We start from the raw sequence: 24,077 nt of genomic DNA, 5'->3' as shown, positions 1-24,077 counted from the left end.
ATCGAGCACAATCGAGGAGGTATCGCAGATGCTGCTCGAACGGGTGAGGACCCTGCTGGCCGAGCACGATCCGGCGGCCACGGCGCGACTGGACTTCCTGCGCGCGCAGTTCGACGCCGGGCTGGCCTGGGTGCACTTTCCGGTGGGACTCGGCGGCCTGGACGCGCCGCGCGAGGACCAGCGGATCGTCGACGAGGCGCTCGCCGCCGCGGGCGCACCGACCAACGAGCCCGACCGGATCGGCATCGGGCTCGGCATGGCCGCCCCGACGATCCTGGTGCACGGCACCGACGAGCAGCGCCGGCGCTTCCTGCGCCCGTTGTGGACCGGCGAGGAGGTCTGGTGCCAGCTCTTCAGCGAGCCCGGCGCAGGCTCCGACCTCGCCGGCCTGGCCACCCGGGCGGTGCCGCAGCGCCCTGACGGATCGGGCGACTCGGGGGACTCGGGAGACTGGCTCGTCACCGGCCAGAAGGTGTGGACCTCGATCGCGCACGAGGCGCGTTGGGGGATCCTGATCGCGCGGACCGACCCGAACGTGCCCAAGCACAAGGGCCTGACGTACTTCGTCTGCGACATGACCGCGCCGGGTGTCCAAGTCCGCCCCCTGCGGCAGTTGACCGGCGAGGCCGAGTTCAACGAGGTCTTCCTCAGCGAGGTGCGCATCCCGGACGCGCTGCGGCTCGGGCCGGTCGGCGCGGGCTGGGCGGTCGCGCAGACGACGCTGATGAACGAGCGCGTCGCGATCGGCGGCGGCGCGCGGCCGCGCGAGGGCGGCATGATCGGCGTGGTCGCCCGGGAATGGCGCGAGCGCCCCGGACTGCGCACCCCGGCGGCGCACGACGCGTTGCTCGAACTGTGGGTGCAGTCCGAGGCCGCCCGGCTCACCGCGGCCCGGCTACGGCAGCAACTCGCCGCCGGAGCGCCCGGACCGGAGGGCTCGGCGGTCAAGCTCGCCTTCGCCAGGCTCAACCAGGAGATCTCCGGGTTCGAACTCGACCTCGTCGGCGAGGAGGGCCTGCGCTACGACAGTTGGTCGACCGGCGACTGGGCGACCGCCCGCCCGAACTCCGCGAACTTCACCGGCCGCGGCGCCGGGTACCGCTACCTGCGCTCCAAGGGCAACTCGATCGAGGGCGGCACCTCGGAGATCCTGCGCAACATCGTCGCCGAGCGCGTGCTCGGCCTGCCCCCGGAGATCCGGGTCGACAAGGACGTGCCCTGGAAGGATCTGTCCCGGTGAACACGGCAGCAGCATCGAACCCTGCGTCAGCGGCATCGAGCCCTGCATCATCGAACACAGCGTCATCGAACACCGCGTCATCGAACGCTGTGCCGTCGAACACCGCACCGACGAACCCTGCATCATCGAACATTGTGCCGTCGAACGCTGTGCCGCCGACCGTGCCGTCGAACACCGTGTCATCGAATGCTGTGTTATCGGACACCGTGTCATCGAACGCCGCGTCGGCGAATCACGTTCCCGACCTCCTCTACTCGCAGGTCGAAGAGGACCTGCGCGCCTCCGTCCGCTCGCTGTTGTCCGACCGCAGCCCGTGGAGCGCCGTGCTCGCCCGCTGCGAATCGGATCAGGTCTATGACACGGAGCTGTGGCGGATGCTCGCGTCCGGCCTCGGCTGCGCGGGTCTCGCGGTCCCGGAGAAACACGGCGGCGAAGGCGCGTCGTGGCGCGAGGTCGCGGTCGTCGCCGAGGAACTGGGCCGGGCCGTCACGCCGACGCCATTCCTGACCAGCGCGGTCATCGCCACGGCCTGCGTACTCGAACTCGACGACGCCGACCTCGTCGAACGGCTGGCCACCGGCCGCGGCGCCGTCGCGCTCGCGGTGCCGCTGTCGACCGGACCGTACTTCGCCGGACCCGGCACGCCGTTTCCGGCGACCGTCACCGCCGACGAACTCGATCACCTGACCGGCCGGATCACCAGCGTCGCCGACGCCGGCTTCGCAGACCTCTTGCTCATCCCGGCCATGGCGCCGGACGGCCCGGCGCTCTTCGCCGTGGAAGCGGTCACCAGTGGGCTGACCCGTAACGCAGTGGTCTGCCTCGACCTGACCCGCCCCCTGCACGACGTCACTCTCGTCGACGTCCCCGCGCGCCGCCTCGCGCTCGGCGATCAGGCCGCCGCCGCGCTCGCGCGAGCCCTGACCGTCGGCGCCGCGATGCTCGCCTCCGAACAACTCGGCGTCGCGCAGGCCTGCCTCGACCTGACCGTCGACTACCTGAAGACCCGTACTCAGTTCGGTCGGCTCATCGGCTCCTACCAGGCGCTCAAGCATCGCGCCGCCGACCTGTGGGCCTCGGTCACCCAGGCGCGCGCGGTCGCCAGATACGCCGCGGCGTGCGTCGCCGACGACGATCCGGACACGCCGGTCGCCGTCGCGCTCGCACAGGCGTACTGCTCCGGCGTGGCGGTGCGCGCGGCCGAGGAGTGCGTGCAGTTGCACGGCGGCATCGGATTCACCTGGGAGCACCCGGCGCACCTCTACCTCAAGCGCGCCAAGTCCGCGTCCCTCGCGCTCGGCACCGCTGCCCGGCACCGCGCCGCGCTCGGACGGCTGGTTGACCTGCCCGCCGCGGCTCAGCCCGAGTGATCCCGGGGTCACCGGTGGCGATGCGGCGACGCAACGTAGTCGGGCGGCGTCGTGGATCCCTGCCGACACAGTCGCTAGGGTTGCCCGGGTGACGACGCGAACGAAAGTGCGGCGTGCCCCGGCAATCCTGGCGATCCTGCTGGCAGGTACCACTGCGTGCGCCGGTTGCCAGGGCCACGTGGCCGGGAGCCCGTCCGCGCTCGCGGCGGGCAATGGCGCGAAAGCGGGCGGTCCGACCGCCACGTCCACGGCCGCCACCGGCGGTTTCCTGCCTTCGGGAGCGGCCTCCGCCCTGACGACGAAATCGCCGAGGTCCATCGCGTCCTCGACAGCCGCCGCCGCGCCGAGCCCAGTGTCGCCGCTGGCCGGGAAGGTCGTCGCTCTCGACCCCGGGCACAACGGCGGCAACGCGTCGCACGCCGCCGAGATCGCCCAACTCGTCCCGCAGGGTTTCGGCCAGTACAAGGCGTGCGACACGACGGGCACCGAGGGCCCGGACGGTTACACCGAGCATCAGTTCAACTTCCAGGTCGCGCTGCTGGTTGAGGCGCTGCTCCAGCAGCGCGGAATCACCGTCGTGATGACGCGCACCGACGACAGCAGTGTCGGACCCTGCGTGGACAAGCGCGCCGCGATCGGCAACGACGCGCACGCCGCCGCGGCGGTCTCGATCCACGCTGACGGAGGGCCCGTCGGTGGTCGCGGCTATCAGCTGCTCGAAGCGGTCCAGTCGGTGGGCGGCTCCGGAGTGGACGCCGCCTCGCATCAGCTCGCGGTCGATCTGCACGCGACCTTCGACCGGGAGTCCGGGCTGACCCCGTCGACCTACATCGGGACGAACGGCTACGAGCCGCGCGACGACCTCGCCGGCCTGAACCTGACCACGGTGCCGAAGATCCTGGTCGAGTGCGGCAACATGCAGAACGCCGACGACCTGGCGATCGAGGAGTCGGCGAGCGGTCGCCGGCACATCGCCGGCGCCATCGCCGACGGGATCATCACCTTCCTGACCAGCGGCGGATGATCGGCAGCAGATGACCAGCACTCCGGTCCCCGTCTTCACCGAGAGCTACGTCACCACCGACGACGGCTGCCGCCTCTGGACCGCTCGCTGCGAGCAGAGCGGCAGTACGAGCTCGGGTGAAGGGGCCCCCAGCCGATCCACGCGCGGCGCATCCACGGACCCTGAATCCGACGCCGACGCCGACGCGGGCTTCGTCCTCTGCCACGGCGGCCCCGGGTTCTGGGACACCCTCGCCCCGCTCGCCGTCCTGCTCGCCGGCCGCGGCCCGGTGATCCGCTGGGACCAGCGCGGAGGCGGCCGCAGCCGGCATCAGGGGCCGTACACGCTGGCCCGCTTCGTCGCGGACCTGGACGCGGTGCGTGCCGCGCACGGCCTGGAGCGAGTCACCGTCGTCGGCCACTCGTGGGGCGCGAACCTCGCGCTGCACTACGCGCTCAACCACCCCGAGCGCACCCGGAGCCTCGTCTACGTCGCCGGCGTCGGCCTGTCCTGGGACTGGCGACCGCGGCACAACGCGAACTTCCTGGCCGCCATGGCCCCGCACGCCGCCGAGTTCGCCGCGCTCACCGCACTCGACCAGCCGACCGAGGAGCAGGAGCGGGAGGCGGACGTGCTCAGGCTGATGACCGACTTCCCCGATCCGGCCACCGCCCGCGAACACGCCGAACAGCTGCTCTCGCCGTACTTCGTCAGCGATCCCGAGGTCAACCGGCTGCTCGTCGCGGAAGTGCGTACCCTGACGGAGGCCGACATGATCGCGCGTTGCCGTGCGCTGCCGGTGTCCATGCGCGTACTCGTCGTCGACGGTGCGCGTGACCCGAGGCCTCGCTGGTCGGTCGATTCGCTGGCTGACGCGCTGCCCAACGTCACCCGCGTCACCCTCGAATCGGCGGGCCACCTGCCGTGGATCGACGAGCCCGACGCGTTCACCGACGCGCTGCACGCATTCGTCGCCTGATTCAGAGGGCACGCCCTCTCAGCCCACGTGTTCCCCTGATCGGACAAGGGAGAGCCCGCCGGTCCTGTCGGAGCGGACCGGCGGGCTGGCAGCGGGTCGTCACACCCGCCGGACCGGTCGCGAGCGAGCCGCCGTGCCCCCTGTGCATGCGTGCGGACAGCCACGACGGTTGCGGCCGGGGAACCGGACGTGGTGCGGCCGTGCGGGGCGCCGCCCGCCGCTCTCCGGGTGTGGGGTGGGGTTCACACCACGGGGCGGCGGCACACAACTCCGGTTCCATGGTTTAGGTCGTCCAGTGGAAACTGATGGTTGCTTCAAGAACCGGCAAAATCTCCGCTCCGGCTAGACCACTCCGCGTCAGCCGCTTGACACATTCCCGGCCGCCGCGCCGCCTAGAGCCGCTGCCGCCACGGCACGTCCGCACTCCACCGCGCTACGCAGCACGCCGGGATCGCGCTCGACCCGGCCGATGACCGGAGCATCGGCCGGCGGCCGGATCTGGAGCACCGCCGGATGCCCGGCCAGTGCCCGCTCCTCGTCGGCGCGGCGCTCGTGCCGATGCATCCACGCGTCGAGCGCGCCCGGCGCGTGGCGGGCCAAGTAGCCTCCGACGATCCGCCGCTCCAACCGCGACGGCGGATGTACGAGCTCTTCCGGCCGCCGGGTCCGGAGGGCGACGATGTGCGTCGCACCCTGCGCGATGGCGGTGTGGATCGGCACGCTCTCCGAGACCCCGGCATCGACGTACCGCTCGGTGCCCAAGCTCACCGGCCGCCCCGCGAGCACCGGCAGGCAGGTCGTCGCGCGCAACGCGAGCTGGAGCTGCGGCACGTCGGTAAGCAGCGAGTGCAGGTCCGTCGATGCGCCGGTCTGCGCGTTCGTCGCGAGCGGATGGAAGGTGACGGCGTTGTCGAGGATGTCCGTGAATCCCATCGGCATGACGTGCTCGTAGACGTGGTACACGAGATGCCGCGTGTCGATGATCGGTCGGCCACGTAGGGCGCGCAGCGGATCGATCACACGCCGCATGACTTCGGGATCCCACCACGCACTTATGCTGTGCGCCGCGCGCCGACACAGCAGCCACGCGGCGTTCAGCGCACCGGCCGACGAGCCGTACACGGCGTCGAAGCAGTCGAGAAGCCCGCGTTCCTCGATGACGAGGGTCATGCCGCTGGAGAACGTGCCACGCGAGCTGCCGCCCTCGATCAGGAGTACCAGCCGTGCCTGATCCGTGCGCCGACCGGGACGGCTGCCCTCGGCGGCACGAGTCGTGAGCAGGTCGACGACGGCAGCGGCCGCAGTCGTCTCGGCATCGGCGTGCCTCTGGCCGCCCTGGTTCAGGTCCGTCATGGGATAAGTCGACTGATTCCCGGTGCCGCCGGTCAGCTTCGCCGGGAGCCGAGGACGTAGAGATTGACCGCGTAGCAGGCGATTGCGACGCCGGTCAGCACGGCCATCGTCATGGACGAGCTGTTCATGCCCTTGTCGACGAAGTCGGCGCCGGAGAACGCCGCGCCGATCACGCACAGCAGGCCGACTGCGGCACTGATGATCATCGAGGGCAGCCGCGTGCGGATCGCGAGTACGAGCACGACGATCACGTTGACGATCAGCAGCAGGCCGATACCGGCGTGCGCGGCCAGCGCGGCGGGGCCGCTGGACAGGGCCTTGCCGAACGCCTCTCCCGTGCCTCTGCCCTTGTCGGCGTCGGGGACGTTCACGAACAGGCTGACTCCCATGCCGAGCCCGTACTGGATCAGCAACGCGAGCAGCGATCCGAAGCTCGCCCGGCGCAGCCGCTCCATTAGCGCCGTCGATTCGGCTCGCGGCTGTGAGTTCGATTCCACGGGGGCGATTCTACGAGGTCAGTTCCACGGCCGTGCCTGCCGGTCCCAGCGTCGCGGACCACCGGTCAGGATGAACACCAGCGGGATGAGCGGGAACGGCGGCGCGCCGTACAACACCGCGACGATCGCGAACACGAACAGGACCGGGCTGAAGACGATCGGCGGCGGGAATCCGGCCGGGCGTTGCCGCATACGGGCCTCGGCCACGCGCTCGGGCGTGCGTGGGGCGGCCGGAACGACCTCGGGCGTGGACGACGGCACGGGCACAGGTCCGGGCAGGTCGGCGAACAGCGCGTGCAACTGGTCGCGTGTGCGCGCCGCGAGCGCCACCTCGGCGCGCTCGTCGAACTCGGCACGCTCAAGCCGGCCGTCCGCGTAGTGCGCGGCCAGCGCTTGCAACGCGTCGTCGCGTTCGGTGTCGGATGCGCGCAAGGCGCCGTGGATCTTGACCTCGTGAATCTCCACTGCCGGGATCCGCGTCGCGCTGCGCTCAACCGAGCCGTTCACAGCCGTGCTGTGCTCAACCGTGCGCTTGTCGACCGTGCCCTTCTCGACTGCGCCCTTCTCGACTGTGCCCTCTTCAATCATGGCGCGGTCCTCCGGGCCCGAGCGACCGTCCTGGTCGGGAGCGGTGTCATCGCTCATGATCGCAGTCACCTCGTTCCGCGGAACCACACCGGGATGGAGCGAACTCGTCCCACAACGGTATGGTAACTCTGCTGGAACTATTTGTACCTGGGATCCTCCTGTGAGTCGTCATAGGCCCGTACCGTTCCGGAAGAACCCCAGATCCACCGCCCCGCCCAGGAGCACGCACCGCCATGACGCCCAGCCCGGCGTATCCCGCCGACCCCGGACAGACCCCGCCGAGCGTGGTCTTCCTGCTCTCCCGGCTGGGTTACCAGGCCGGTTCGGAAATGGGCCGGGCACTGGGCGGGCTGGGCATCGAACCGCGCGAGTTCGGCCTGCTGCGGCTGCTGGCCAGTTGCCGGGGCGATTCCCAGCGGGCGCTCGGCGCGATGCTGCGGATCACGCCCAACCGGATGGTCGCGCTGGTCGACGGCCTGGAGAGCAAGGGCCTGATCGAGCGGCGCCCGCATCCGGACGACCGCCGGGCCTACACGGTCACGCTCACCGAGAAGGGCGCCGCGACCCTCGACCAGGCGTTCCACGCGGCTTTCGGCGTGGAGGCGGCGGTGTGCGCGTCACTGGAACCGGCCGAGTGCGAACAACTCCTGCGTCTGCTGCGCAAACTGGCCGCTGCCGCCGACGAGCGCACCGGCGACCTGCCCGGCGTACATCCGGGCATGCTTGAGACCAGTGGCAAACGGCCGCAGTATTCTCACTTCCGCTGACTGAGGCGCCCGGCGCTTGAGCGACACGCCCGGCGCCGCGGTCGCGTTCGCGCCTCCCCGCACCCTGCACCGCACGCACTCAGCTGAGTCGGCTATGCGTCTCAGCTACAGTGCATGTCCAACTGGTGATGTCTCAGCAGCGACAAAATATCAAGGAGATGTGCCGTGTCAGGAGCGCCGCGAGTCGCGGGCGACACAGACACACCTGCGCTCTCAACGCATACGCGGCACTCGGGCCGCGCGACCGTAATGCGTGCCGACCCCGGCATCGGTTTCGGGCGGGGCGACTGGGGCTTCGTGGCCGCGGCGGTACTCACGACGCTCTGGGCCGTGTTCCAGAACTTCTACAAGCTCGGCACGGCGCCGATCGTGGCGGACGAGCCGACGTATACGAGCGCTGCCTGGCGATACGTCCACGGCCAGGTGCTTGCGCCGGCGCCGCTGACCGGGGGCCGGCCGGCCTTGACGCCGGACAACTTCGAGCATCCGCCGCTGGCCAAGTACCTGTTCGGCTTGGCGCAACTGGTTGACGGCACGCCGTCGGGTCTGACCGCGGCACGCGCGATAAGCGCGTTGGCGACTGTGCTCGCCGGGCTGGCAGTCGCGGTGTGGATCGGACGCGCCGCGGGCCGCTGGACCGGACTGCTGGCCGGAGCGCTGCTCACGGTCCTGCCTGAACCGGCCGGCAACTCGATCGGCCGATTCGACCGCTTCGCGATGCTCGACCCGGTCGCGAGCCTGTTCATGGTGCTCTCGGTCGTGGTGGCGTGGGAGTGGTCCAAGCGGACCGGCCGCAGCGCGTGGGTTTTCGCCATGTTGACCGGCGTCGCGGTGGGCTGCGCGGCCGGATCGAAGGAGAACGGTTTCCTCGGCGCGGTGGGTCCGGTGATCGCCACACTGATCATCGCACCGTTCATCAGGTCGGCGGTGGCGCCGAAGGCCGGACCCGCCACCCCAGCCGCCACCGCTCCAGCAGATGTCGCAGCCAGTGCATCAGCAACCTCAGCGGATGTCGCGCCGATCGACCTGACGCGGCCTCAGCTCGACCCGACGCGGTCCCGGCCCGACCTGACACAGTCCCGGCCCGACCTGACATGGTCCCAGCCTCGCCGCCCGGCCCGTGAATTCCTCATCCGCAGCGTCCAAGCCCTCGTCGCGATCGTCGTGTCGCTCGCCGTCTTCGTCGGGCTCTACGTACCGCTGGGTCACCCGATCGACCGCATTAGGTATCTGATCGACTTCCAGTCCGCGCAGGCCTCCGCCGGTCATTTGATCGGATTTGCCGGCCGGGTCTCGGCGGACCCGCCGTGGTGGGCCAACTTCTGGTTCGCCGGGCACAACTACGGCTCGGTGCTGACCGTGTTCCTCGTCACGGCCGCGCTCTGCGCCGTGGTGCTGCGCCGGGATCTGCTGGTCTGGTGGTGCGTCGCGGCGCTGGCGGCGCCGGTCGTCTTCCACGGCTTCATCGCGAACGTCGCGCTCGGCTACTACTGGGTGATGTGGACCCCGATGTTCCTGGTCCTCGCCGCACTCGGCTCTGCCGAAGTGATCCGCCGCGCCGTGCGAGTTCCACGCCTGACGATTCCGATCGCTCTGGCCACCGGCGCGGCGGTGCTTGCCATCCCGGCGGCCGAGAGCGTCGACCAGACAGTCGTCGTGGCCGGGATAAAGCCGACGGGCGTGATGGTCGTCCCCAAGCTCATGCGCGAGTACAACCTGACCGGCCCGATCGTCAGCGCCGGTCTCCCCATCTGGTCGCTGTCGTACTACCTGCCTGGCAGAACCGTCTACACCAGCGCGGCTCAACCCGTCACCGGCGCCGAAACGATTCTGATCAGCCAGCCGCAGTGCCGCGACCTGATCGATCAGTCGGTGCGCGCCCTCGTCGCCGTCAATCTGACGACCGGCCACGTGAAGCAGGTGTACACGGACTCCCAGCTCACGGCCTACGAGGTCACCGGCCCCCTGGCGATGCCCACCACCGCGCAGATCAACGCCGAACGCCCCGGCAGACTGGCCGACCACTGTTGAGGATCGCTCAGCGCGCCGGTGTTGGGGAGGCTGCACGCGGCCTCCCCAACACGAGTCCTGGTTCGGCACTCCTGGCTCAGTTCAGCGTCCACTGCTGGTTGGTGCCGCCGTTGCAGGTGTAAAGGTCGATCTTGGTGCCGTTGGCCGTGCCCTGGCCGTACGCGTCGAGGCAGAGGCCTGACTCGTTGTTCGTGATGCTGCCGTCCGGATGCGCCTGCCAGAGCTGGTTGCTGCCGCCGCCGCACGTGTAGATGTCGACGATCGTGCCCGCCGTCTTGCCCTGCTGGTAGGCGTCCAGGCACTTCATGCCGGACCCGGTGTAGACCGTGATCTCGCCGTTCGGGTTCAGCGTGTACTCCTGGTTGCTGCCAGCGTTGCAGCTGTAGAGGTCCAGCTGGGTGCCGTTGGTGGTCGAGGCGCCGGGCACGTCGAGGCACTTGCCGGACTGGACGCCGACGAGTTCGTGCGCGCTGGTGCCGCCGCTGCCCGGGTTGCCGGAGCTGGTGAGCACGTACGTGGTCACGCTCTGCGCGGGCAGGGACGCGCTGATCGTGGAGCCGGAGATGCTCGGCGCCGCGATGCTCGCCAGGTTCTCGCTCGCGTCGGTCTGATGTGCGCCGGCCGCGCTCACGGTGCCGCTGCCGAGGTTGAGGCTGAGGGTGGTCGCGGAGGTGTTGGCGTTGTTCGCCACGACCGTCCACTGGCCGTTGTGCCAGAAGGCCGTCGTCTGCACGCCGGACGGTGAGCCGGACACGCCGTACCGCACCGCGCCGGGCCGGACGTACCTGCTGTACTGGCCGAGCGCGTAAAAGCGCTTTGTGGGATAGACGTTCTGGTTTCCGTCGCTCGCGTAGTTCGGGTCGTAGTAGACCAGCCCGTCGTTCCAGCCGGAGGAGTTCACGGTGGTCGGGCACGAACCGCTGGCCGCCGGATTGCAGCCGAGCGCCGAGGAGAGCGCGGTCCACCACTGGAAGGCGCTGTCGTCGGCGTAGGAGAAGTCCGTGTAGACGTAGTTCGCTAGCACCAGCGCGCCGGACATCGTCGGGTCGTACTGCTGGCCATAGCCGCCGCCGGTGACCTGGCAGCAGATCTCGCTGGCCCACACCGGCTTCGTGTTGACGTCACCGAGCGCCCCGACCTGCTCAAGGGCCGAGTTCGACGGGTAGTTGTAGGTGTGGTGCGCAATAGCCGTCAGGTGCGAGGGCGCGCTCGAATCGGCGAGCCAGGTGGGCGCCTCGGACAGCAGCTGCGTGGTCTGGCTCGACTCGTCGGCGATGATCTTCGTGGGCTGACCCGCGGAGCCGAGCGCCGAGCCGACGGCGTCGATCACGCCGGCGCGCGCCGAGGCCGGGACGGCCATGCCTTCCTGGCCGCAGCTGCTGAACGAGTCGTCGGGCTCGTTCATCGGGCTGATCTCGCCGAAGTGCACGCCCGTCGACGCGAAGTGCGACACGATCGTCGCGACATAGGTGCCGTAAGCCGCGTCGTCGGCGGTGTTGATGTTCCCGCCGCAGTTCTTGCCGTTCGTCGTGTACTGGCTCGGCGCGCTGTTGACGAAGCCGATGAGGTCGGGCACGCCGTCGGCCGCCGCGGCCTTGAGGAAGTACTGGCCCCCGGCGTCGTTCGACCAGTTGTAGGACCCTGACGAGGTCAGGAAGCTCTGCGGGGCACGGGCCGGCGTGCTCACGCCCACCCCGCCGCCGCCGATGTTGTACCGGTACTGACTCAGTTCGATGCCGCCGCTGCCGAACAGCAGGCCGGCCACCTGGCTCTGCGCGCTCGCCGAGAAGTTCGCCAGATCGTTGACCCACCACGCGCCGGACGCGCCGAAGCCCGCGACGGTCTGCGCGGGAGCGGTGATCACGGCGGTCGGCGTGGCGGCCCCGGCCGGGGCGGGGGAGAGCACCGCGGCCCCGGCGCTCGCCACGAGCAGCATCCCGGCGCTCAGCGGCGGAAGCGCGGAGCGCCGCGGGCGTGAGCTTCGTCGATCACGCATGTACCATCCTCCTTAATTCGGGCGCGAATTAATCGCGGAGGACGTTAAGACCGCATCACGACGCTGTCAAGGCACCCGAACGACAGGGAGCCCCGGCGTCGACCGGGGCTCCCCACCTGCCTGTTATGACAGGGCTCTGGCTAACGGCGGCTGGTGCGCCGGCCGCGGCTCAGCCGAGGTACTCGTACTGCGAGTTCACGGTGTTGGACGAGGCCTCGATGACGGCCGGGGGCAACGTGGACGAGTAGGACGAGACGAAGGCGACCAAGTTGCTGCCCGGCCACCTGATCGGCGTGAAACTCACCGAGCAGGTCGTGCCGGAGCCGCAGGCGGCGAGCAGGGTGCCGTTCTCATCGAAGATCTCGATGTAGTACGGCGTGGGCCCGACGTTGCCGTTGGCGGTCGCCGTGACGGTCTCGGGACCGTTGATCGTGATGGCCGGGGCGTTGAGCGAGACGGTCCAGCCGGAGGCGGTCCAGGTGACGTAGCTGGTCGCGCTGGTCGTCTGGAGGCTGGAGGGCGGGTATGCGGAGCCGACGTTGCCGAAGGTGGCGACGAAGGTGTGCGTGGTGGCGACGCTCTGGCTGACGGAGACGGTGCAGGTCTTGCCTCCGCCGCAGGTGAACGGGGCGTTCAGCGGGCCTCCGCCGACGGTGGTGTCCCAGATCTGGATGTAGAACGGCGAGGACGCGATGTCGACGTCGCTCGTCGCGGTCAGCGTGCTGACGTTGCCCACCGGCAGGGTGCTGGGGCTGGCGGCCAGGCTGAGGTCGATCCCCTGCCACTCCACCGTGAACTCGACCGAGAGCGCCTGCTCGCTTGTGCCGGTGCTGCTCGTGGCGATGATCGCGTAGAAGCCGACGGTGATGGGCGTCGGGTAGGTCAGCGTGACTGCGCACGTGGTGCCGCTGCCGCACATGGCCACGCTGGCGCCGGTGTTCGCGTTGATGATGTAGATGAAGTACGGCGTCGGCCCGACGTCCTGGTTGGCCGTGGCGGTCAGCGTCGAGTAATCCGTCGGCCACGTGTCATACGTGCTCGCGGTCAGCGACACGGTCCACGTGGTCATGGGCCGGATGGCGGCGTGGCCGGTGACGTGCGGCTTGGCCACGTTCGTGAACCCGACCGGGATGCCCTTCGGCGGCACCGGCGCGGGCTTGGCCACCGCGGTGGGGCTGTTGGTCGTGGTCGTCGCGTGTGCGGGACGCGCGGCGGTGCTTCCCGCGGCGGCCGCCGGTGCGGTACCCGCCGTGAACAGCGCTGCGGCCAGCGCCAGCAGCGGCAGCACGCGCCGCGTGCCGGCTCGTGCGGCACTGCTTCGGCCCGGCCCCCCGTGCCGCGACGGCAGTCGAACGATCTTCAACTTTCCCTCCCTTGTAGAGAGCACCCGGCCGGTGCACAGCGATACCGGCCCCGTGTGTATCCGAGTGCTGCATCCCAAGAGCCGGTCGGCGCGAGCCAGATACAACTTCTGAGAATTCTGCGAAACCGTTCCCGGTGCGCTGCTCAAGCGCCCATCGGCGCCGGTGAGGTTAGGCTGGTGGGCATCGTCCGGCGGTGCTTGCAGGAAGCGATGGAAGATGCGTTGGGGTGCGGGCTCGGTCTCGGGAGACATGACTCGCACCGCCGTGCTGGCGCTGCTCGCCCGGCGGGGGCCGCTCGGCCGCGCGCAGATCGCCGAGTTGCTGGGGCTCAGTCCCGCGACGATCACCGCGAGTACCCGCCGGCTGCTCGCGGAGGGTCTGCTCGCCGAGGAGGATCCCCGTCCGTCACCGGCCGGACGCCCCTCGATCCCGCTGCGGCTCGTGCCCGCGTCCACGCACGCGATCGGCGTCCAGGTGGCGCACGAGCACGTCACCGGCGTCGTCGCCCGCCTCGATGCCGCGGTGGTGCACAGCTTCCGCCGGGAATTCGACCCGGGTGCGCCTGACGCCGCGGACCTGCTCACGGCCCTGATCCGCGCCGAGGTCGACGAGGCCGAGCGCAACCGCATGCCGCTCTCGGGTGTCGGGGTCGCGGTGCCCGGGGTGGTCGAGCCCGAGACCGGAACGTTGCGCATGTCCGTGCGCCTGGGCTGGAACGGCCTGCCGCTGGCCGCGCACCTGCGCTCGGCGCTCGGCGTCCCGGTGTTCGTCGACAACGACATCAGCGCCCTGACCGCCGCCGAACGCCTCTACGGTCCGGGCGCCGAATGCGCCGACTTCCTGCTGGTGGCGATCGGCCAGGGGATCGGCCTGGGCATGGTGCTCGACGGGGCGCCGTACCGTGGCGCCGCCGGCGCCGCCGGGGAGTTCGGCCACCTGCCGGTCCTGCCCGACGGCCCGGAATGCGCCTGCGGCAACCGGGGGTGCCTGGAGACGCAGGTGAGTACGGAAGCGCTCGTACGCAGGGCGCGCGCGGCGGGCATCATCGGCGAGCACTGCGAGCTCGCCGAGCTCGCCGCCGCGGCGCGCCGCGGCGGCGATGCCGAGCGGCTGCTCGCGGATTCCGGCGCGCTGCTCGGCCGCAGCCTGGCCGGGACGATCAACCTGCTCGGGCCGCACACCGTGATGGTCGTCGGCGAGATCACCGCGCTGTGGCAGTGGCTCAGCGAGCCCTTCCATCGCGCGCTGGCCGCGCACCTGCTTCCCTGCGTCCGCGAGACCCGGATCGACGTGCGCCCCTGGGACGATCAGCTCATCGCCGCCGGAGCCGCCCGCATCGTGCTGGCCGCCCCGCTCGCGGCGCCGCGCCAGAAGGATCAGCTTCGCGCGATGTCGATGTAGACGACGTGGTCTGTCGGCGACTTCGTCAGCTCGCTGACGTGGAAGCCGTGCTGCGCGGCCAGGCCGAGCGCGACGGAGACGGTGCCCTCGAAATCGCCGTTGAGCACGTACGAGCGCAGTTCCGGATAGCCGACCGTGACAGGGTTCGTCGGTGCCGGGTTGAGCGTTGAGCCGCCGTTCGCGTCGTGCGCCTGCGCCGAGGTGAAGGCGAGTTGCAGGAACGCCGAACCGGGCAGCGAGACCGGTGCGCCGGACCCGTCGCGCACCACCTGCTGGACGTACCCCACGTGATAGCCGGGAGCCTGTCCGGTGAATTCGAGCGAGATCCGGTCGTAGCCGCCCTCGGGGTGCGCGCCGACGCGAACGGAGACCAGCACGGGTACCGGAGGCACGGTGCCGGTGAACGGGCTGCTCGTCGCGGTGGTCGGCCAGGACGGCGCCACGCCGCCTGGCGTCGACGAGGACGAGGTGGCGGGGCTGCCGCCGCCGGTGGCGCCGGTCGGCCCCGCACTCGCGCCGGGTGCGGGGCTTGACGTCGCCGGGGCGGTCGTCCCGCCGACCACCGGAACGCCCACCCGTCCGGTGCCCGGCGCGCCGGTCGCCACGCAGGCGGCGATGCCCGCGGCGGTCGCGACCGAGACGGTGGCGAGCGAGATCCGGACCCTGATGCGCCGCCGCTCGCGGGCGACGATCCGGGCGGCGTCGAAGCCCGGGGATGTGGCGTGGTGTGCGTACTCGTCCATGGCCTTCACCAGTTCCTGCTCGAAGGGTGACATCGGACGCTTCATGAGTCTCCTCCGGGCAGCAGTCGAATAACCGCATCCTGATTCGTCGGGAACCGGGCCGCGGCCGGCCCGAGCGAGGCCCGCAGCCGGGCCAGCCCGCGGGCCGCCTGGGACTTGACCGTCCCGGTCGAACAGTTCAGGGCGCGGGCGATCTCGGCCTCGGACAGGTCCTCGAAGTACCGCAGGACCAGCACCGAGCGCATGCCGACCGGCAGCCGCCGCAGCTCGGCGATCATCGACCGCCGCAGCTCGACCTGCCGAAAGGGGGCCTGGCCGGAAGGCGCGGAAGGCCAGGCGTCGTCGAAGGGCACTTCGGCGAGCCGCCGCAGCAACCGCCACCGGTCCTTCAATCCGTTGACCAGGATCCGGCGCACGTAAGCCTCGGGCTGCTCCGCGGCCGCGACCCGGTCCCAGTGCCGGCAGGCGCGTTCCAGCGCCGACTGCACCAGGTCCTGGGCGTCCTGCCGGTTTCCGGTCAGCAGGACGGCGGTGCGGAACAGCGCGGCGGAGCGCGCCGTGACGAACTCCTCGAACTCGGCGCGCGCTCTGGCGTCCACCCGATTCAGCCCCCTTGAGCCACAAGCGTTGACGAACCAGACCGCCGATCACGGCGGCCGGGTTGTCAGCGCCAGGCAGATGTGACGCACATCACATTAGAGAGCATCGCAGGCGGACGCCGCCGTGGCAAGCGGTTGATCGTCATTCGGCTGGGGCGGTGCAGTACCAGGTCGTCGTCCTCGTGTCGCCGGCGGTGCCGCTGGAGATGACTGCCGGACCCCACTGCGGCAGGGCGTCGATCGGCGGTCCGTCGAAGACGGTCACGCAGACGTAGTCGCCGCGGCGGAACGCGATGGCGTCGTCACGCTGGATTTCCAGCCACGCGAGCGGTGCGTCCGGGTCGAGGTTCCTGCGCTCGCGCAGAGCGCGGCGGTAGAACGCGAGCACGGACCGCGGATCGGACTCCTGCCGATCGGCGCTGTAGTCCGCGAACCACGCCGGCTGGGGGAGCCAGGGCGGTTCCGCTTCAGTGTGCTGAGCGTGTTCCGGGTGGTCAGGGCCGAGGCTGAAGCCGAAGTCCGGCGCGTCAGCCCGCCAGGGCAGCGGGACGCGGGATCCGTCGCGGCCGTGCTCGGTGTGGCCCGAGCGCTCCCAGATCGGATCCCGCCGCGCCTCGTCCGGCAGGTCCTGGACCTCGGGCAGGCCGAGTTCCTCACCCTGGTAGAGGTACGCGGTACCGGGCAAAGCGAGCATCAGCAGCAGCGCGGCTTTGGCGCGCTCGGTCCCGAGCTGCACGTCGACGACGCCTCGCGCACGAGTGCGCAGCGCGTTGAGGTCGGCCGTGGCGGGCGGCTCGGGATCGGTCAGGCCATAACGCGTCACGGCGCGATGGACGTCGTGGCTGTTGAGCGTCCACGCCGGCACGCCCTCGACGTGTTTGAGCGCGTCGAGGCAGTCGGTGATGGACGCGCGGAAGGCGCGGGCGTCGAACTCCTGCTGGAGCAGATCGAAGTTGAAGACTTGGTGCAACTCGCCCGGCCTGATGTAGTCGGCGGCCTCGGCCGGAGGCAGCCAGACCTCGCCTACCAGCGCGAGCTCGCGCTCGTAGGCGTCGGCCAGGGCGCGCCAGCGGCGGAAGATGTCGTGCACCCCGGGCTGGTTCCAGCTGTAGGGGTTCTCTCCCGCCGGGTCGTCGAGGTCCGGCAGGTCCGGATGCTTGACCATCGCGTACGCGACGTCGATGCGGAAGCCGTCGACGCCGCGGTCGAACCAGGTGCGCAGCACGTCGTCGAACATGTCCGCGACCTCGGGGTTCGACCAGTCGAAATCGGGCTGGCCGGCGTCGAAGCTGTGCAGGTACCACTGCTCCGGCTCGCCGTCCGGACCGGTCAGCCGGGTCCACGCCGGGCCGCCGAACGTGGAGCGCCAGTTGTTCGGGGGCTGCGATCCGCCGGCGCCGCGGCCGTCCCGGAAGATGAACCTGCCGCGTTCATCCGCTCCGGGACCGGCCGCGACCGCGCGGCGGAACCAGTCGTGCTCGGTCGAGCAGTGGTTGGGCACCAGGTCCATCAGCAGCTTCAGCCCGCGCGCGTGCGCGGCGTCGCGCAGCGCCTCGAACGCGGGCATCCCGCCGTAGCGCTCGTCGATGACGGTGTAGTCGGCCACGTCGTAGCCACCGTCGCGGTTCGGCGACGGATAGCAGGGATTGAGCCAGACGCCGTCCACGCCGAGCGTGGCGATGTGGTCCAGCCTGGCCGCGACCCCGCCGAGGTCGCCGATGCCGTCGCCGTTCGCGTCGGTGTAGGAACGGACGTACAGCTGGTAGACGACGCCGTGGCGCCACCAGGTCGGCCGTTCGGATGAAGCCGAAGCAGTGATGTTGTCGGACAAGATGTCAACCGCTTCCGTGGTTCTGGTCAGACCGGGTTACTGGTCGGGCGGGGTTACTGGTCAGGCAGGGTTCTTATTGCAGGGTGAGGTTGTCGAGGTTGATCGCGTTTCTGCTGCCGGTGTCGTCCCAGGTGACCACCGTGTGCAGTCCGGCGGTCAGGGTCACCGGCACGCTGACCGTGCTCCACGCGTCCCACGTCCCCAACGTCGGGAAGGCGGGTGTGGCGACCTGGTTCCCGTCGACTGCGACGATGCGCGACGCGTCGGTGCCTCCGTTGCCGTAGCGGAAGACCAGGGTGTGGCTGCCCGCCGTCGCCGCGTTGACCGTGAAGGACACGCCGCTGTTGGCCTGGTAGAAGTTGTCGACGAAACCGGTACCGGTGTAGCCGGGGTGGTTGGTGTTGGTGGTGACGTTGGTCAGCACCGCGCTCTCCGCCTCGTACTGGTTGCTCGCCGGGGTGGTGAAGGTGCGGTCGACGTAGACCATGTCCCAGTTGTTCAGGGACGGCACGGTGAACGTGATGTAGCGTCCGTTCGCGTCGCTCGCGACCGTGTAGGCCAGGCTCGTGCTGGCGTCGTGCGCGCTGTCCGGCGAGGCGACGTGTACGGCGGTCGGGTTCTCGTTCGGGCCGATGTAGTACTTGACGGCCAGATTGCTCTGCGCCGGAGGCGTGGCCTTGCCCGCGTCACGCCAGGTGCCGTCGTTGCCCAGCAGGTTCACCAGCTGGATGACGTCGTCGGCCGAGGTCTTCTTCAGGTTGGTCCACACGCTGCCGCCGGAGGCGTTGCCGCTGGTCGAAACGCCTGCGATGGACACGAACTGGCCGCCGGAGTCGACCGAGTGCACGTCCGGCCCGTACAGCAGGTTCTCGTAGCCGGTGATGAAGTCGTAGTAGTCCTTCATCCAGGAGTGCAGTTGGTTCGTCATCTGCTTGCTGTGGTCCGGGAAGTACGGTGCGGCCAGCATCTGGTCGCCCTGGCCGAGTTCGATGTGCGTCGCGCCGGAGGCGGCGAACGCGCAGTCGGCCAGCTCGACCGAGGTGGTGTCGAAGGTGCCGAGCACCAGGTTGTCGAGGTTGATGTAGCCGGAGTCGCCGGAGCCGACCGCGACGGTGACCGTGTGCGTTCCGGCGGACAGCGTCGGGGTCACGATGTCGGCGTTCGTGTACCAGTTGTTCCAGTTGTTGCCCGTGTCGAACGGGAACTTCACGTCGCCGATCGTGTTGCCGTCCACCTTGATGGTGCGCGTGGCGTCGCCGCCGGTGGCGTTGGCATACCGGAACACCAGGCTGTACTGCCGGGCCTCCGGAGCGCTGACGGTGAACGTGACGCTGTCGCCGACCTGCCCGAAGTTGGCGACGAAGCCGGTGCCGGTGTAGCCGGGGTGGTCGTTGGCGAACGACACGGCGCCGCCGAAGGCGCCGTTCTCGGCCTCGTATGAGGGGCCTGCGTCGTCCCTGGAGTTCACGTAGCCGGCCAGCACGGAGGGGATGCCGTTCGAGGCCTGCTCCTGGCCGTCGATGTACGTCTTCACCGCGAGGTAGGTCTCGTGGTTGTCCCAGAGCTCTGAGTACAGGTAGTCGGAAGCCTGCGCCGCAGCCACGTTCGGGCCGCCAAAGCCGTCCACCGCGTTGAAGCCGACGACCTTGCCGGACGTGGCGGACAGCGCGCTCTTCGTCGCCGAGACCAGCGAGGCGAGGCCGGATTGCAGGTCGACCGTGTTGCCCAGCGTGTCCTTCATCGCGCCCCAGTTGCCCAGCTGGTCCAGGTGCGTACCGTCGAAGCCCATGCTGTTGACCTGGTCCGCGTACTTGGCGGTGATGTAGTTCTGCCAGGAGGTGTTGGCCGGGTTGAACAGGTACATCACGGTGTTCGGGTCGTCCGGCTTCATCTGGAACGACCACGGCAGGCCGGTCGAGACGTAGTCCAGGCCCCAGCTCGGCGAGACCCCGGAGACGGTCTGGTAGTTCTGCAACGCGGCGTACGACATCGAATACGGCATCGCCGCGACGTCGCGGTTGTGCGCGGCGGCGATGTACGTCTTGATCGCGTCGGTCGAGATCACGTCGCCGTTCCAGCCGGTCCAGGTCGCCGGCAGGCTGCTGTCCGCGTTGTGCTCGACCGGGTTCTCGTGCCGCCACATCCAGTCGTAGAACTGAAGGGCATTGAGGTGGTAGTGCTGCACCAGAGCGGCGATGTCGGCGTCCGCGGAGGCGCTGGTGGTCCCGGACGGGTACGAGGTCAGGTAGCCGAACCGGGGGAAGTGCGTCCAGTTGCTGGAGACGTCGATCGCTGTCGCGGCGGTCGAGACAGTGGTCGGGTTCGCGGCGCTCAGCTGCACCAGGTAGCCGGTGAAGTCGGTGCTCGGCGGGGTGACCGAGAACGTCACGGTGCTGGTGCCGTTGGCCGCGACGGTCGCCGGGACCGCGCCGGACGTCACGGTGCTGCCGAGGTGGGTGACGGTGTAGTTCACGTTGCCGGACCACGATCCGGCACCGCTGGTCTCGTGGACGACTGCTGAGACGGTCGCGGACGATCCGGGGTTGTAGCGTGCCTGATCCACGTACGCGTCGGTCAGGCTCACCGTGCCGCCGGCGGCGTGTGCGGCGGGCGCGGCGGCGAACAGTCCGGCGACGACCGTCATCGTGGTGACGGCGCCGGTCACGGTTCTGCGGCGGCGAATGCGTCGTTGCATCCTGTGCATCGTTGGCTCCAAGCTGGCAATGTCAGAGGTGGGTGTTGCGGCTCGGGTCGATGAGTACGAGCTGCCACAGGTGCGGCGCGGGCAGGCGCGCGTGGGCGAAGTCGCCGTCCAGGGTGACTTCGACATCGATGAGGCGGGGATGCCGATCCGGGTCGGCGACCCGGACGCGGGGTGGCGCGGAACCGGCGCGGCGGATCTTCAGCGTGCCCGCGCCGACGTCTGTGGGGACGTCGCGCGGCGCGTCCCACAGGGTGTCGCCCTGGCCGGCCAGGTTGATCAAGTGCATGACATGGCGGTCGCCGGCCTGCGTGATCCGCCGCCAGACCGTGCCGGGCGCGGCCAGGTGCCCGACAGGCGTCTGCGTCTGCGTATATGAGACATCGATGTCGTCGTTGTAGCTGCCCGCGTAGGAACCCGTGACATCCGTGATGCCGGGCGCCGTGAGCAGTTCGTCGTGCTCGACCAGGAAGTCGTACCAGCGCCGCAGCAGCGCCGCGGTGGACGGCTCGGCGGTGTGGTTGCGCACGTAGTAGGGGTCGATGAGGATCCGGTCCGCCTCGCCGCAGAGCAGATGCGTGCCGCCGTGCGAATAGAGGGTCGCCATGGTCAGCGCCGTCGCACGGTCCGCGCTCTCGGCCGGCGCGCTGTCATATACGTGCTGATACGCGGCGATGACGACCGGCTTGCCCGCTGCCTCTGCGCGAGCGCGCGTCACCACCTGCGCGAGGTGTTCCAGACCCACGTGCGGGGGCCAGACCTCGATGTACACGGCATCCTGTGGCGCGGCGGCCGCTGCCCAGGTGGGAAAGTCGTTGACGTTGTTGAAGACGAGCCGCGAACCGGGCAGCGCCTCGCGGACCCTCTCGATCGTCGTGACGAAACTCCGGGCGACGTCGACCGCCGTGCCGTCCGCGCGCTGCGCGCGCTTGGGGTATCCGTACTGGTCGAGGTGGAAGCCGTCGAATCCGACCTCGGCGACGGACGCGGACAGGTCCCCGGCGAGGTGCCCGATCCAGTCCGCGGCCGCGGGATCGACGATGAACAGGAAGTCGGCGAGCGCGTACGGCGCTCCACTCGGCGTGAGCAGCGCGTCGTGCTCCCACTCGGCCCATTCCCGGCGGCCGACGGCGTAGACCGCCGCATAGCCGAGCGCTGACGAACCGACCTCGTGGCAGGCCTCGATCAGAGACCTGACGGTGCCGAGCGACACCGGCTGGCCCAGCGCGTCGTCGTAGAGCTCACCGCCGCCGACCAGGTCGGCGTGCCGGTAGGCCCAGTCGTAGAACTGGACCGCGGTCAGGTGCAGTCGGCGCAGGTTGTCGGTGACCGCCGCGAGGTCCCGGTCCGGCCGGTAGTCGACGACGAAGCCGTAGCGCAGCACCGATCGCGGGTCCGCCGCGACCTGCACGGCGGTGCGGGCCAGTACGGAGCCGTCCCGGTCGGAGAGTTCGACGCCGTAGCCGCCCGCCGGCAGGCGGCCCACGTCGGCCAGCCCGCGGCCGGCCTTGCACCCGGTCAGCCGCTCGCCGAGGTGGCTCACCGTCAGCACCGCGCCCGGCGGGCAGCCGCCGCGCACCTCGATCAGGACCGGCTGCTCCGGCGGGAACAGCGTCCTGGCCGGCAGCAGCTCAAGCCGTTCGGCCATCCCCGGCTCGATCAACTCTGACTCGCTCATCCCTTGACGGCTCCCGCGGTCAGGCCCTGCACGAAGTAGCGCTGGAAGAGCAGGAAGACCACGATCACCGGCACCACCGCGATCACCGAGGCGGCGAACACCAGCCCCCACAGCGTGGAGTTCTGGCCCTGGAACAGCGCGATGGCCAGCGGCAGCGTCTGCCTCGACGGGGTGTTGATGATGGTCAGCGACCAGGCGAACTCGTCCCAGCTGGCCAGGAAGGTGAAGATCGTCGCCGTGGCCAGGGCGGGCTTCGCCAGCGGGAGGATCAGCCGCCGGTAACGGGTCCACGCCCCGGCGCCGTCCACCGTCATCGCCTGCTCAAGCTCCACCGGGATCGCGGTGAAGAACCCGCGCAGCAGGAAGGTGTTCAGCGGCAGCGAGCCGCCGACGTAGAAGACCACGAGCCCGGCCAGCGAGTCGAGCAGGCCGAGGTACTTGGCCAGCACGAACTGCGGGATGATCAGCATCATCGCCGGGATCATCAGGCCGAGCAGCAGGATCTTGTAGAGCGCCTCGCGGCCCGGGAACGCGAAGCGGGCGAAGGCGTACGCCATCATCGAGCTCAGCAGCAGCGACACCGCCGTGGTGCACGCCGCCACGATCAGCGAGTTGATGAAGTAGCGCGCGAAGTCGTGCGAGCTCCAGGCGTCGGTGTAGTTGGACACCGTGGCCGGGTGCGGAACGAACTGCGGCGGCAGCGTCAGCACGTAGGCCTGGCTCTTGAACGAGGTCGAGAGCATGTAGGCGAACGGCAGCAGCATGATCGCCGCGCCGACGACCAGGATCACGTACCGCGCGGCCCGGCCGGTGACGCGCCGCCGGGGGCGGCCCCGCCGCGGCGGCGGCGCAGCGGACGCGATGGCAGAGTACGTAGTCACGCGGCCCCCTCGGCGTCGCCGCGGAACACCCGCAGCTGCACCACGGAAAGTACGAACACGAACAGCGTCAGCAGCACGGCGATCGACGAGCCGTAGCCGAAGTCGAGGTTCTTGAACGCCTGCTCGTACATGTACGTCAGCAGCACCTGCGTCGAGTCCGCCGGGCCGCCGCCGGTCATCAGCAGCACCGATGTGAACACGTTGAATCCGCCGATGACGAGCATCACGGTGACGAACAGCAGTGCCGGGCGCACCGCGGGCAGCGTCACCGCGCGGAAACGCTGCCAGGCGTTCGCGCCGTCGACCTCGGCTGCCTCAAGGAGCTGTTTCGGCACGCCCTGCAACGCGGCCAGGAAGATGACCATCGACCAGCCGATGCCCTTCCAGACGCCGAGCGCGGAGACCGCGAACATGCCGGTCCAGCGGCCCGCGAGCCACAGCGTCGGCTGGCCGGTCAGGTGCGTGACGTCGTGCAGCATCCAGTTGACCAGGCCGCTGTCCGCGAACAGGTACTGGAACAGCAGCGAGACCACGACCCAGCTGGTGACGACCGGCAGGTAGAACAGGACCCTGAACACGGCCCGGCCCGGCGCCTTGTTGTTCAGCAGCATCGCGGCCAGGAAGCCCAGCACGATCTGCGGCGGGACGGTGAACGCCATGTAGACGCCGCTGTTGGCGGCGGCCCGCCAGAACACCGGGTCGTGGAACGCGCGGCTGTAGTTGGCGAAGCCGGTGAACCGGCTCACCGAGCCGGCCACCACATTCCAGTCGTAGAAGCTCATCTGGAACGCGCGGACCATCGGATAGATGATCAGCCCGAGGAAGAGCAGGAATCCCGGCGCGAGGAACAGCAGCGCGGTGCGCGTCGCCGCGGTCCGCCGCCACAGCGACGCGCGTGCGGCGCTCTCGGGCGGGCTCTTGGGAAGGCCCGGGGGCAAGTCCTGCGGCAGGTCCTGAGGCGGGGGCGGCCCCGCCGCGTCGGCCGAAGCCGGTGCGGCGAGGTGCGCTGCCGCGGACCCAGACGTAACAGGGTTCTGAGCGGTCATCATTCGCGT

Annotated in this window: 19 protein-coding genes; 7 read left to right on the top strand and 12 right to left on the bottom strand. The window is 70.0% G+C overall.

The features are described 5' to 3' along the window. Positions 1 to 10: 10 nt before the first annotated feature. The 4 genes from VGS97_RS18140 to VGS97_RS18125 all read left to right on the top strand — a co-directional run bounded on the left by VGS97_RS18140 (position 11) and on the right by VGS97_RS18125 (position 4,592). Entirely contained in the window at positions 11 to 1,240 is a 1,230-nt protein-coding gene (locus VGS97_RS18140; RefSeq protein ID WP_349262177.1) for an acyl-CoA dehydrogenase family protein, read from the top strand. Between the two features lie 206 nt (positions 1,241 to 1,446). Then, positions 1,447 to 2,610, top strand: coding sequence for an acyl-CoA dehydrogenase family protein (locus tag VGS97_RS18135; RefSeq protein ID WP_326854755.1), 1,164 nt, complete (start codon positions 1,447 to 1,449; stop codon positions 2,608 to 2,610). A gap of 88 nt (positions 2,611 to 2,698) precedes the next feature. Continuing rightward, positions 2,699 to 3,634: an N-acetylmuramoyl-L-alanine amidase gene (locus VGS97_RS18130; protein ID WP_326854754.1), complete on the top strand. Its 936-nt coding sequence runs from the start codon at positions 2,699 to 2,701 to the stop codon at positions 3,632 to 3,634. Between the two features lie 10 nt (positions 3,635 to 3,644). After that, positions 3,645 to 4,592, top strand: coding sequence for an alpha/beta hydrolase (locus VGS97_RS18125; protein WP_326854753.1), 948 nt, complete (start codon positions 3,645 to 3,647; stop codon positions 4,590 to 4,592). A gap of 357 nt (positions 4,593 to 4,949) precedes the next feature. Here the strand turns inward: VGS97_RS18125 and VGS97_RS18120 are convergent, their stop codons facing one another. The 3 genes from VGS97_RS18120 to VGS97_RS18110 are packed head-to-tail and all read right to left on the bottom strand — an operon-like array spanning position 4,950 to position 7,087. Beyond that, entirely contained in the window at positions 4,950 to 5,945 is a 996-nt protein-coding gene (locus tag VGS97_RS18120; protein WP_326854752.1) for a patatin-like phospholipase family protein, read from the bottom strand. A 32-nt stretch (positions 5,946 to 5,977) separates the two neighbouring features. Next, a complete protein-coding gene (locus tag VGS97_RS18115; protein WP_326854751.1) occupies positions 5,978 to 6,442 on the bottom strand; it encodes a hypothetical protein in 465 nt (154 codons plus the stop codon). 18 nt (positions 6,443 to 6,460) lie between these two features. After that, on the bottom strand, positions 6,461 to 7,087 hold the full coding sequence (locus VGS97_RS18110; protein ID WP_326854750.1) for a DUF1707 domain-containing protein: 627 nt from the start codon (positions 7,085 to 7,087) through the stop codon (positions 6,461 to 6,463). Between the two features lie 176 nt (positions 7,088 to 7,263). On the opposite strand from VGS97_RS18110, the gene VGS97_RS18105 reads away from it, so the two are divergent. Together VGS97_RS18105 and VGS97_RS18100 are read left to right on the top strand one after the other, a co-directional pair. Next, entirely contained in the window at positions 7,264 to 7,797 is a 534-nt protein-coding gene (locus VGS97_RS18105) for a MarR family transcriptional regulator (RefSeq protein WP_326854749.1), read from the top strand. A gap of 249 nt (positions 7,798 to 8,046) precedes the next feature. Beyond that, positions 8,047 to 9,828 (top strand): ArnT family glycosyltransferase, encoded by a 1,782-nt coding sequence (locus tag VGS97_RS18100; RefSeq protein WP_326854748.1) that lies wholly within the window; start codon positions 8,047 to 8,049, stop codon positions 9,826 to 9,828. 76 nt (positions 9,829 to 9,904) lie between these two features. On the opposite strand, the gene VGS97_RS18095 is transcribed toward VGS97_RS18100, so the two are convergent. Both VGS97_RS18095 and VGS97_RS18090 read right to left on the bottom strand, forming a co-directional pair. Next, entirely contained in the window at positions 9,905 to 11,824 is a 1,920-nt protein-coding gene (locus VGS97_RS18095; protein WP_326854747.1) for a glycoside hydrolase, read from the bottom strand. A 169-nt stretch (positions 11,825 to 11,993) separates the two neighbouring features. Then, entirely contained in the window at positions 11,994 to 13,187 is a 1,194-nt protein-coding gene (locus tag VGS97_RS18090) for a hypothetical protein (protein WP_326854746.1), read from the bottom strand. Positions 13,188 to 13,437: 250 nt separating this feature from the next. Between VGS97_RS18090 and VGS97_RS18085 the strand changes: the two genes are divergently transcribed. Further along, positions 13,438 to 14,589, top strand: a complete 1,152-nt coding sequence (locus VGS97_RS18085) for an ROK family transcriptional regulator (protein WP_326854745.1) — start codon at positions 13,438 to 13,440, stop codon at positions 14,587 to 14,589. On the opposite strand, the gene VGS97_RS18080 is transcribed toward VGS97_RS18085, so the two are convergent. The 7 genes from VGS97_RS18080 to VGS97_RS18050 form a co-directional block, all read right to left on the bottom strand. Then, positions 14,565 to 15,377 (bottom strand): AMIN-like domain-containing (lipo)protein, encoded by an 813-nt coding sequence (locus VGS97_RS18080; protein ID WP_326854744.1) that lies wholly within the window; start codon positions 15,375 to 15,377, stop codon positions 14,565 to 14,567. The two genes, VGS97_RS18085 and VGS97_RS18080, sit on opposite strands and share 25 nt — an antisense overlap. Beyond that, the gene (locus VGS97_RS18075) at positions 15,374 to 15,931 is read right to left on the bottom strand and encodes a SigE family RNA polymerase sigma factor (protein ID WP_326854743.1); all 558 of its coding nucleotides are present in this window, start codon (positions 15,929 to 15,931) and stop codon (positions 15,374 to 15,376) included. The genes VGS97_RS18080 and VGS97_RS18075 overlap by 4 nt, the downstream gene beginning before the upstream one ends. 142 nt (positions 15,932 to 16,073) lie before the next feature. After that, the gene (locus VGS97_RS18070; protein WP_326854742.1) at positions 16,074 to 17,762 is read right to left on the bottom strand and encodes a glycoside hydrolase family 13 protein; all 1,689 of its coding nucleotides are present in this window, start codon (positions 17,760 to 17,762) and stop codon (positions 16,074 to 16,076) included. Between the two features lie 73 nt (positions 17,763 to 17,835). Then, on the bottom strand, positions 17,836 to 20,457 hold the full coding sequence (locus VGS97_RS18065) for a glycoside hydrolase family 66 protein (RefSeq protein ID WP_326854741.1): 2,622 nt from the start codon (positions 20,455 to 20,457) through the stop codon (positions 17,836 to 17,838). A gap of 31 nt (positions 20,458 to 20,488) precedes the next feature. Beyond that, on the bottom strand, positions 20,489 to 22,141 hold the full coding sequence (locus tag VGS97_RS18060) for a glycoside hydrolase family 66 protein (RefSeq protein WP_326854740.1): 1,653 nt from the start codon (positions 22,139 to 22,141) through the stop codon (positions 20,489 to 20,491). Next, positions 22,138 to 23,022: a carbohydrate ABC transporter permease gene (locus VGS97_RS18055; protein WP_326854739.1), complete on the bottom strand. Its 885-nt coding sequence runs from the start codon at positions 23,020 to 23,022 to the stop codon at positions 22,138 to 22,140. Before VGS97_RS18055 ends, VGS97_RS18060 begins: the two co-directional genes overlap by 4 nt. Next, entirely contained in the window at positions 23,019 to 24,068 is a 1,050-nt protein-coding gene (locus VGS97_RS18050; RefSeq protein WP_326854738.1) for a sugar ABC transporter permease, read from the bottom strand. The genes VGS97_RS18055 and VGS97_RS18050 overlap by 4 nt, the downstream gene beginning before the upstream one ends. Positions 24,069 to 24,077 lie beyond the last annotated feature (9 nt).

It is taken from the genome of Actinocrinis sp. (assembly GCF_035946395.1).
Lineage (GTDB): Bacteria > Actinomycetota > Actinomycetes > Streptomycetales > Catenulisporaceae > Actinocrinis.
Note: the sequence above shows the minus strand (reverse complement) of the source record. Positions and strands in the feature narration are given on the sequence as shown.

Coding starts and splice junctions, on each gene's coding strand:
- VGS97_RS18095 (WP_326854747.1), bottom strand. CDS start 11,824: ATGCGTGATCGACGAAGCTCACGCCCGCGGCGCTCCGCGCTTCCGCCG.
- VGS97_RS18110 (WP_326854750.1), bottom strand. CDS start 7,087: ATGAGCGATGACACCGCTCCCGACCAGGACGGTCGCTCGGGCCCGGAG.
- VGS97_RS18050 (WP_326854738.1), bottom strand. CDS start 24,068: ATGACCGCTCAGAACCCTGTTACGTCTGGGTCCGCGGCAGCGCACCTC.
- VGS97_RS18100 (WP_326854748.1), top strand. CDS start 8,047: ATGCGTGCCGACCCCGGCATCGGTTTCGGGCGGGGCGACTGGGGCTTC.
- VGS97_RS18120 (WP_326854752.1), bottom strand. CDS start 5,945: ATGACGGACCTGAACCAGGGCGGCCAGAGGCACGCCGATGCCGAGACG.
- VGS97_RS18105 (WP_326854749.1), top strand. CDS start 7,264: ATGACGCCCAGCCCGGCGTATCCCGCCGACCCCGGACAGACCCCGCCG.
- VGS97_RS18125 (WP_326854753.1), top strand. CDS start 3,645: ATGACCAGCACTCCGGTCCCCGTCTTCACCGAGAGCTACGTCACCACC.
- VGS97_RS18060 (WP_326854740.1), bottom strand. CDS start 22,141: ATGAGCGAGTCAGAGTTGATCGAGCCGGGGATGGCCGAACGGCTTGAG.
- VGS97_RS18080 (WP_326854744.1), bottom strand. CDS start 15,377: ATGAAGCGTCCGATGTCACCCTTCGAGCAGGAACTGGTGAAGGCCATG.
- VGS97_RS18085 (WP_326854745.1), top strand. CDS start 13,438: ATGACTCGCACCGCCGTGCTGGCGCTGCTCGCCCGGCGGGGGCCGCTC.
- VGS97_RS18065 (WP_326854741.1), bottom strand. CDS start 20,457: ATGCAACGACGCATTCGCCGCCGCAGAACCGTGACCGGCGCCGTCACC.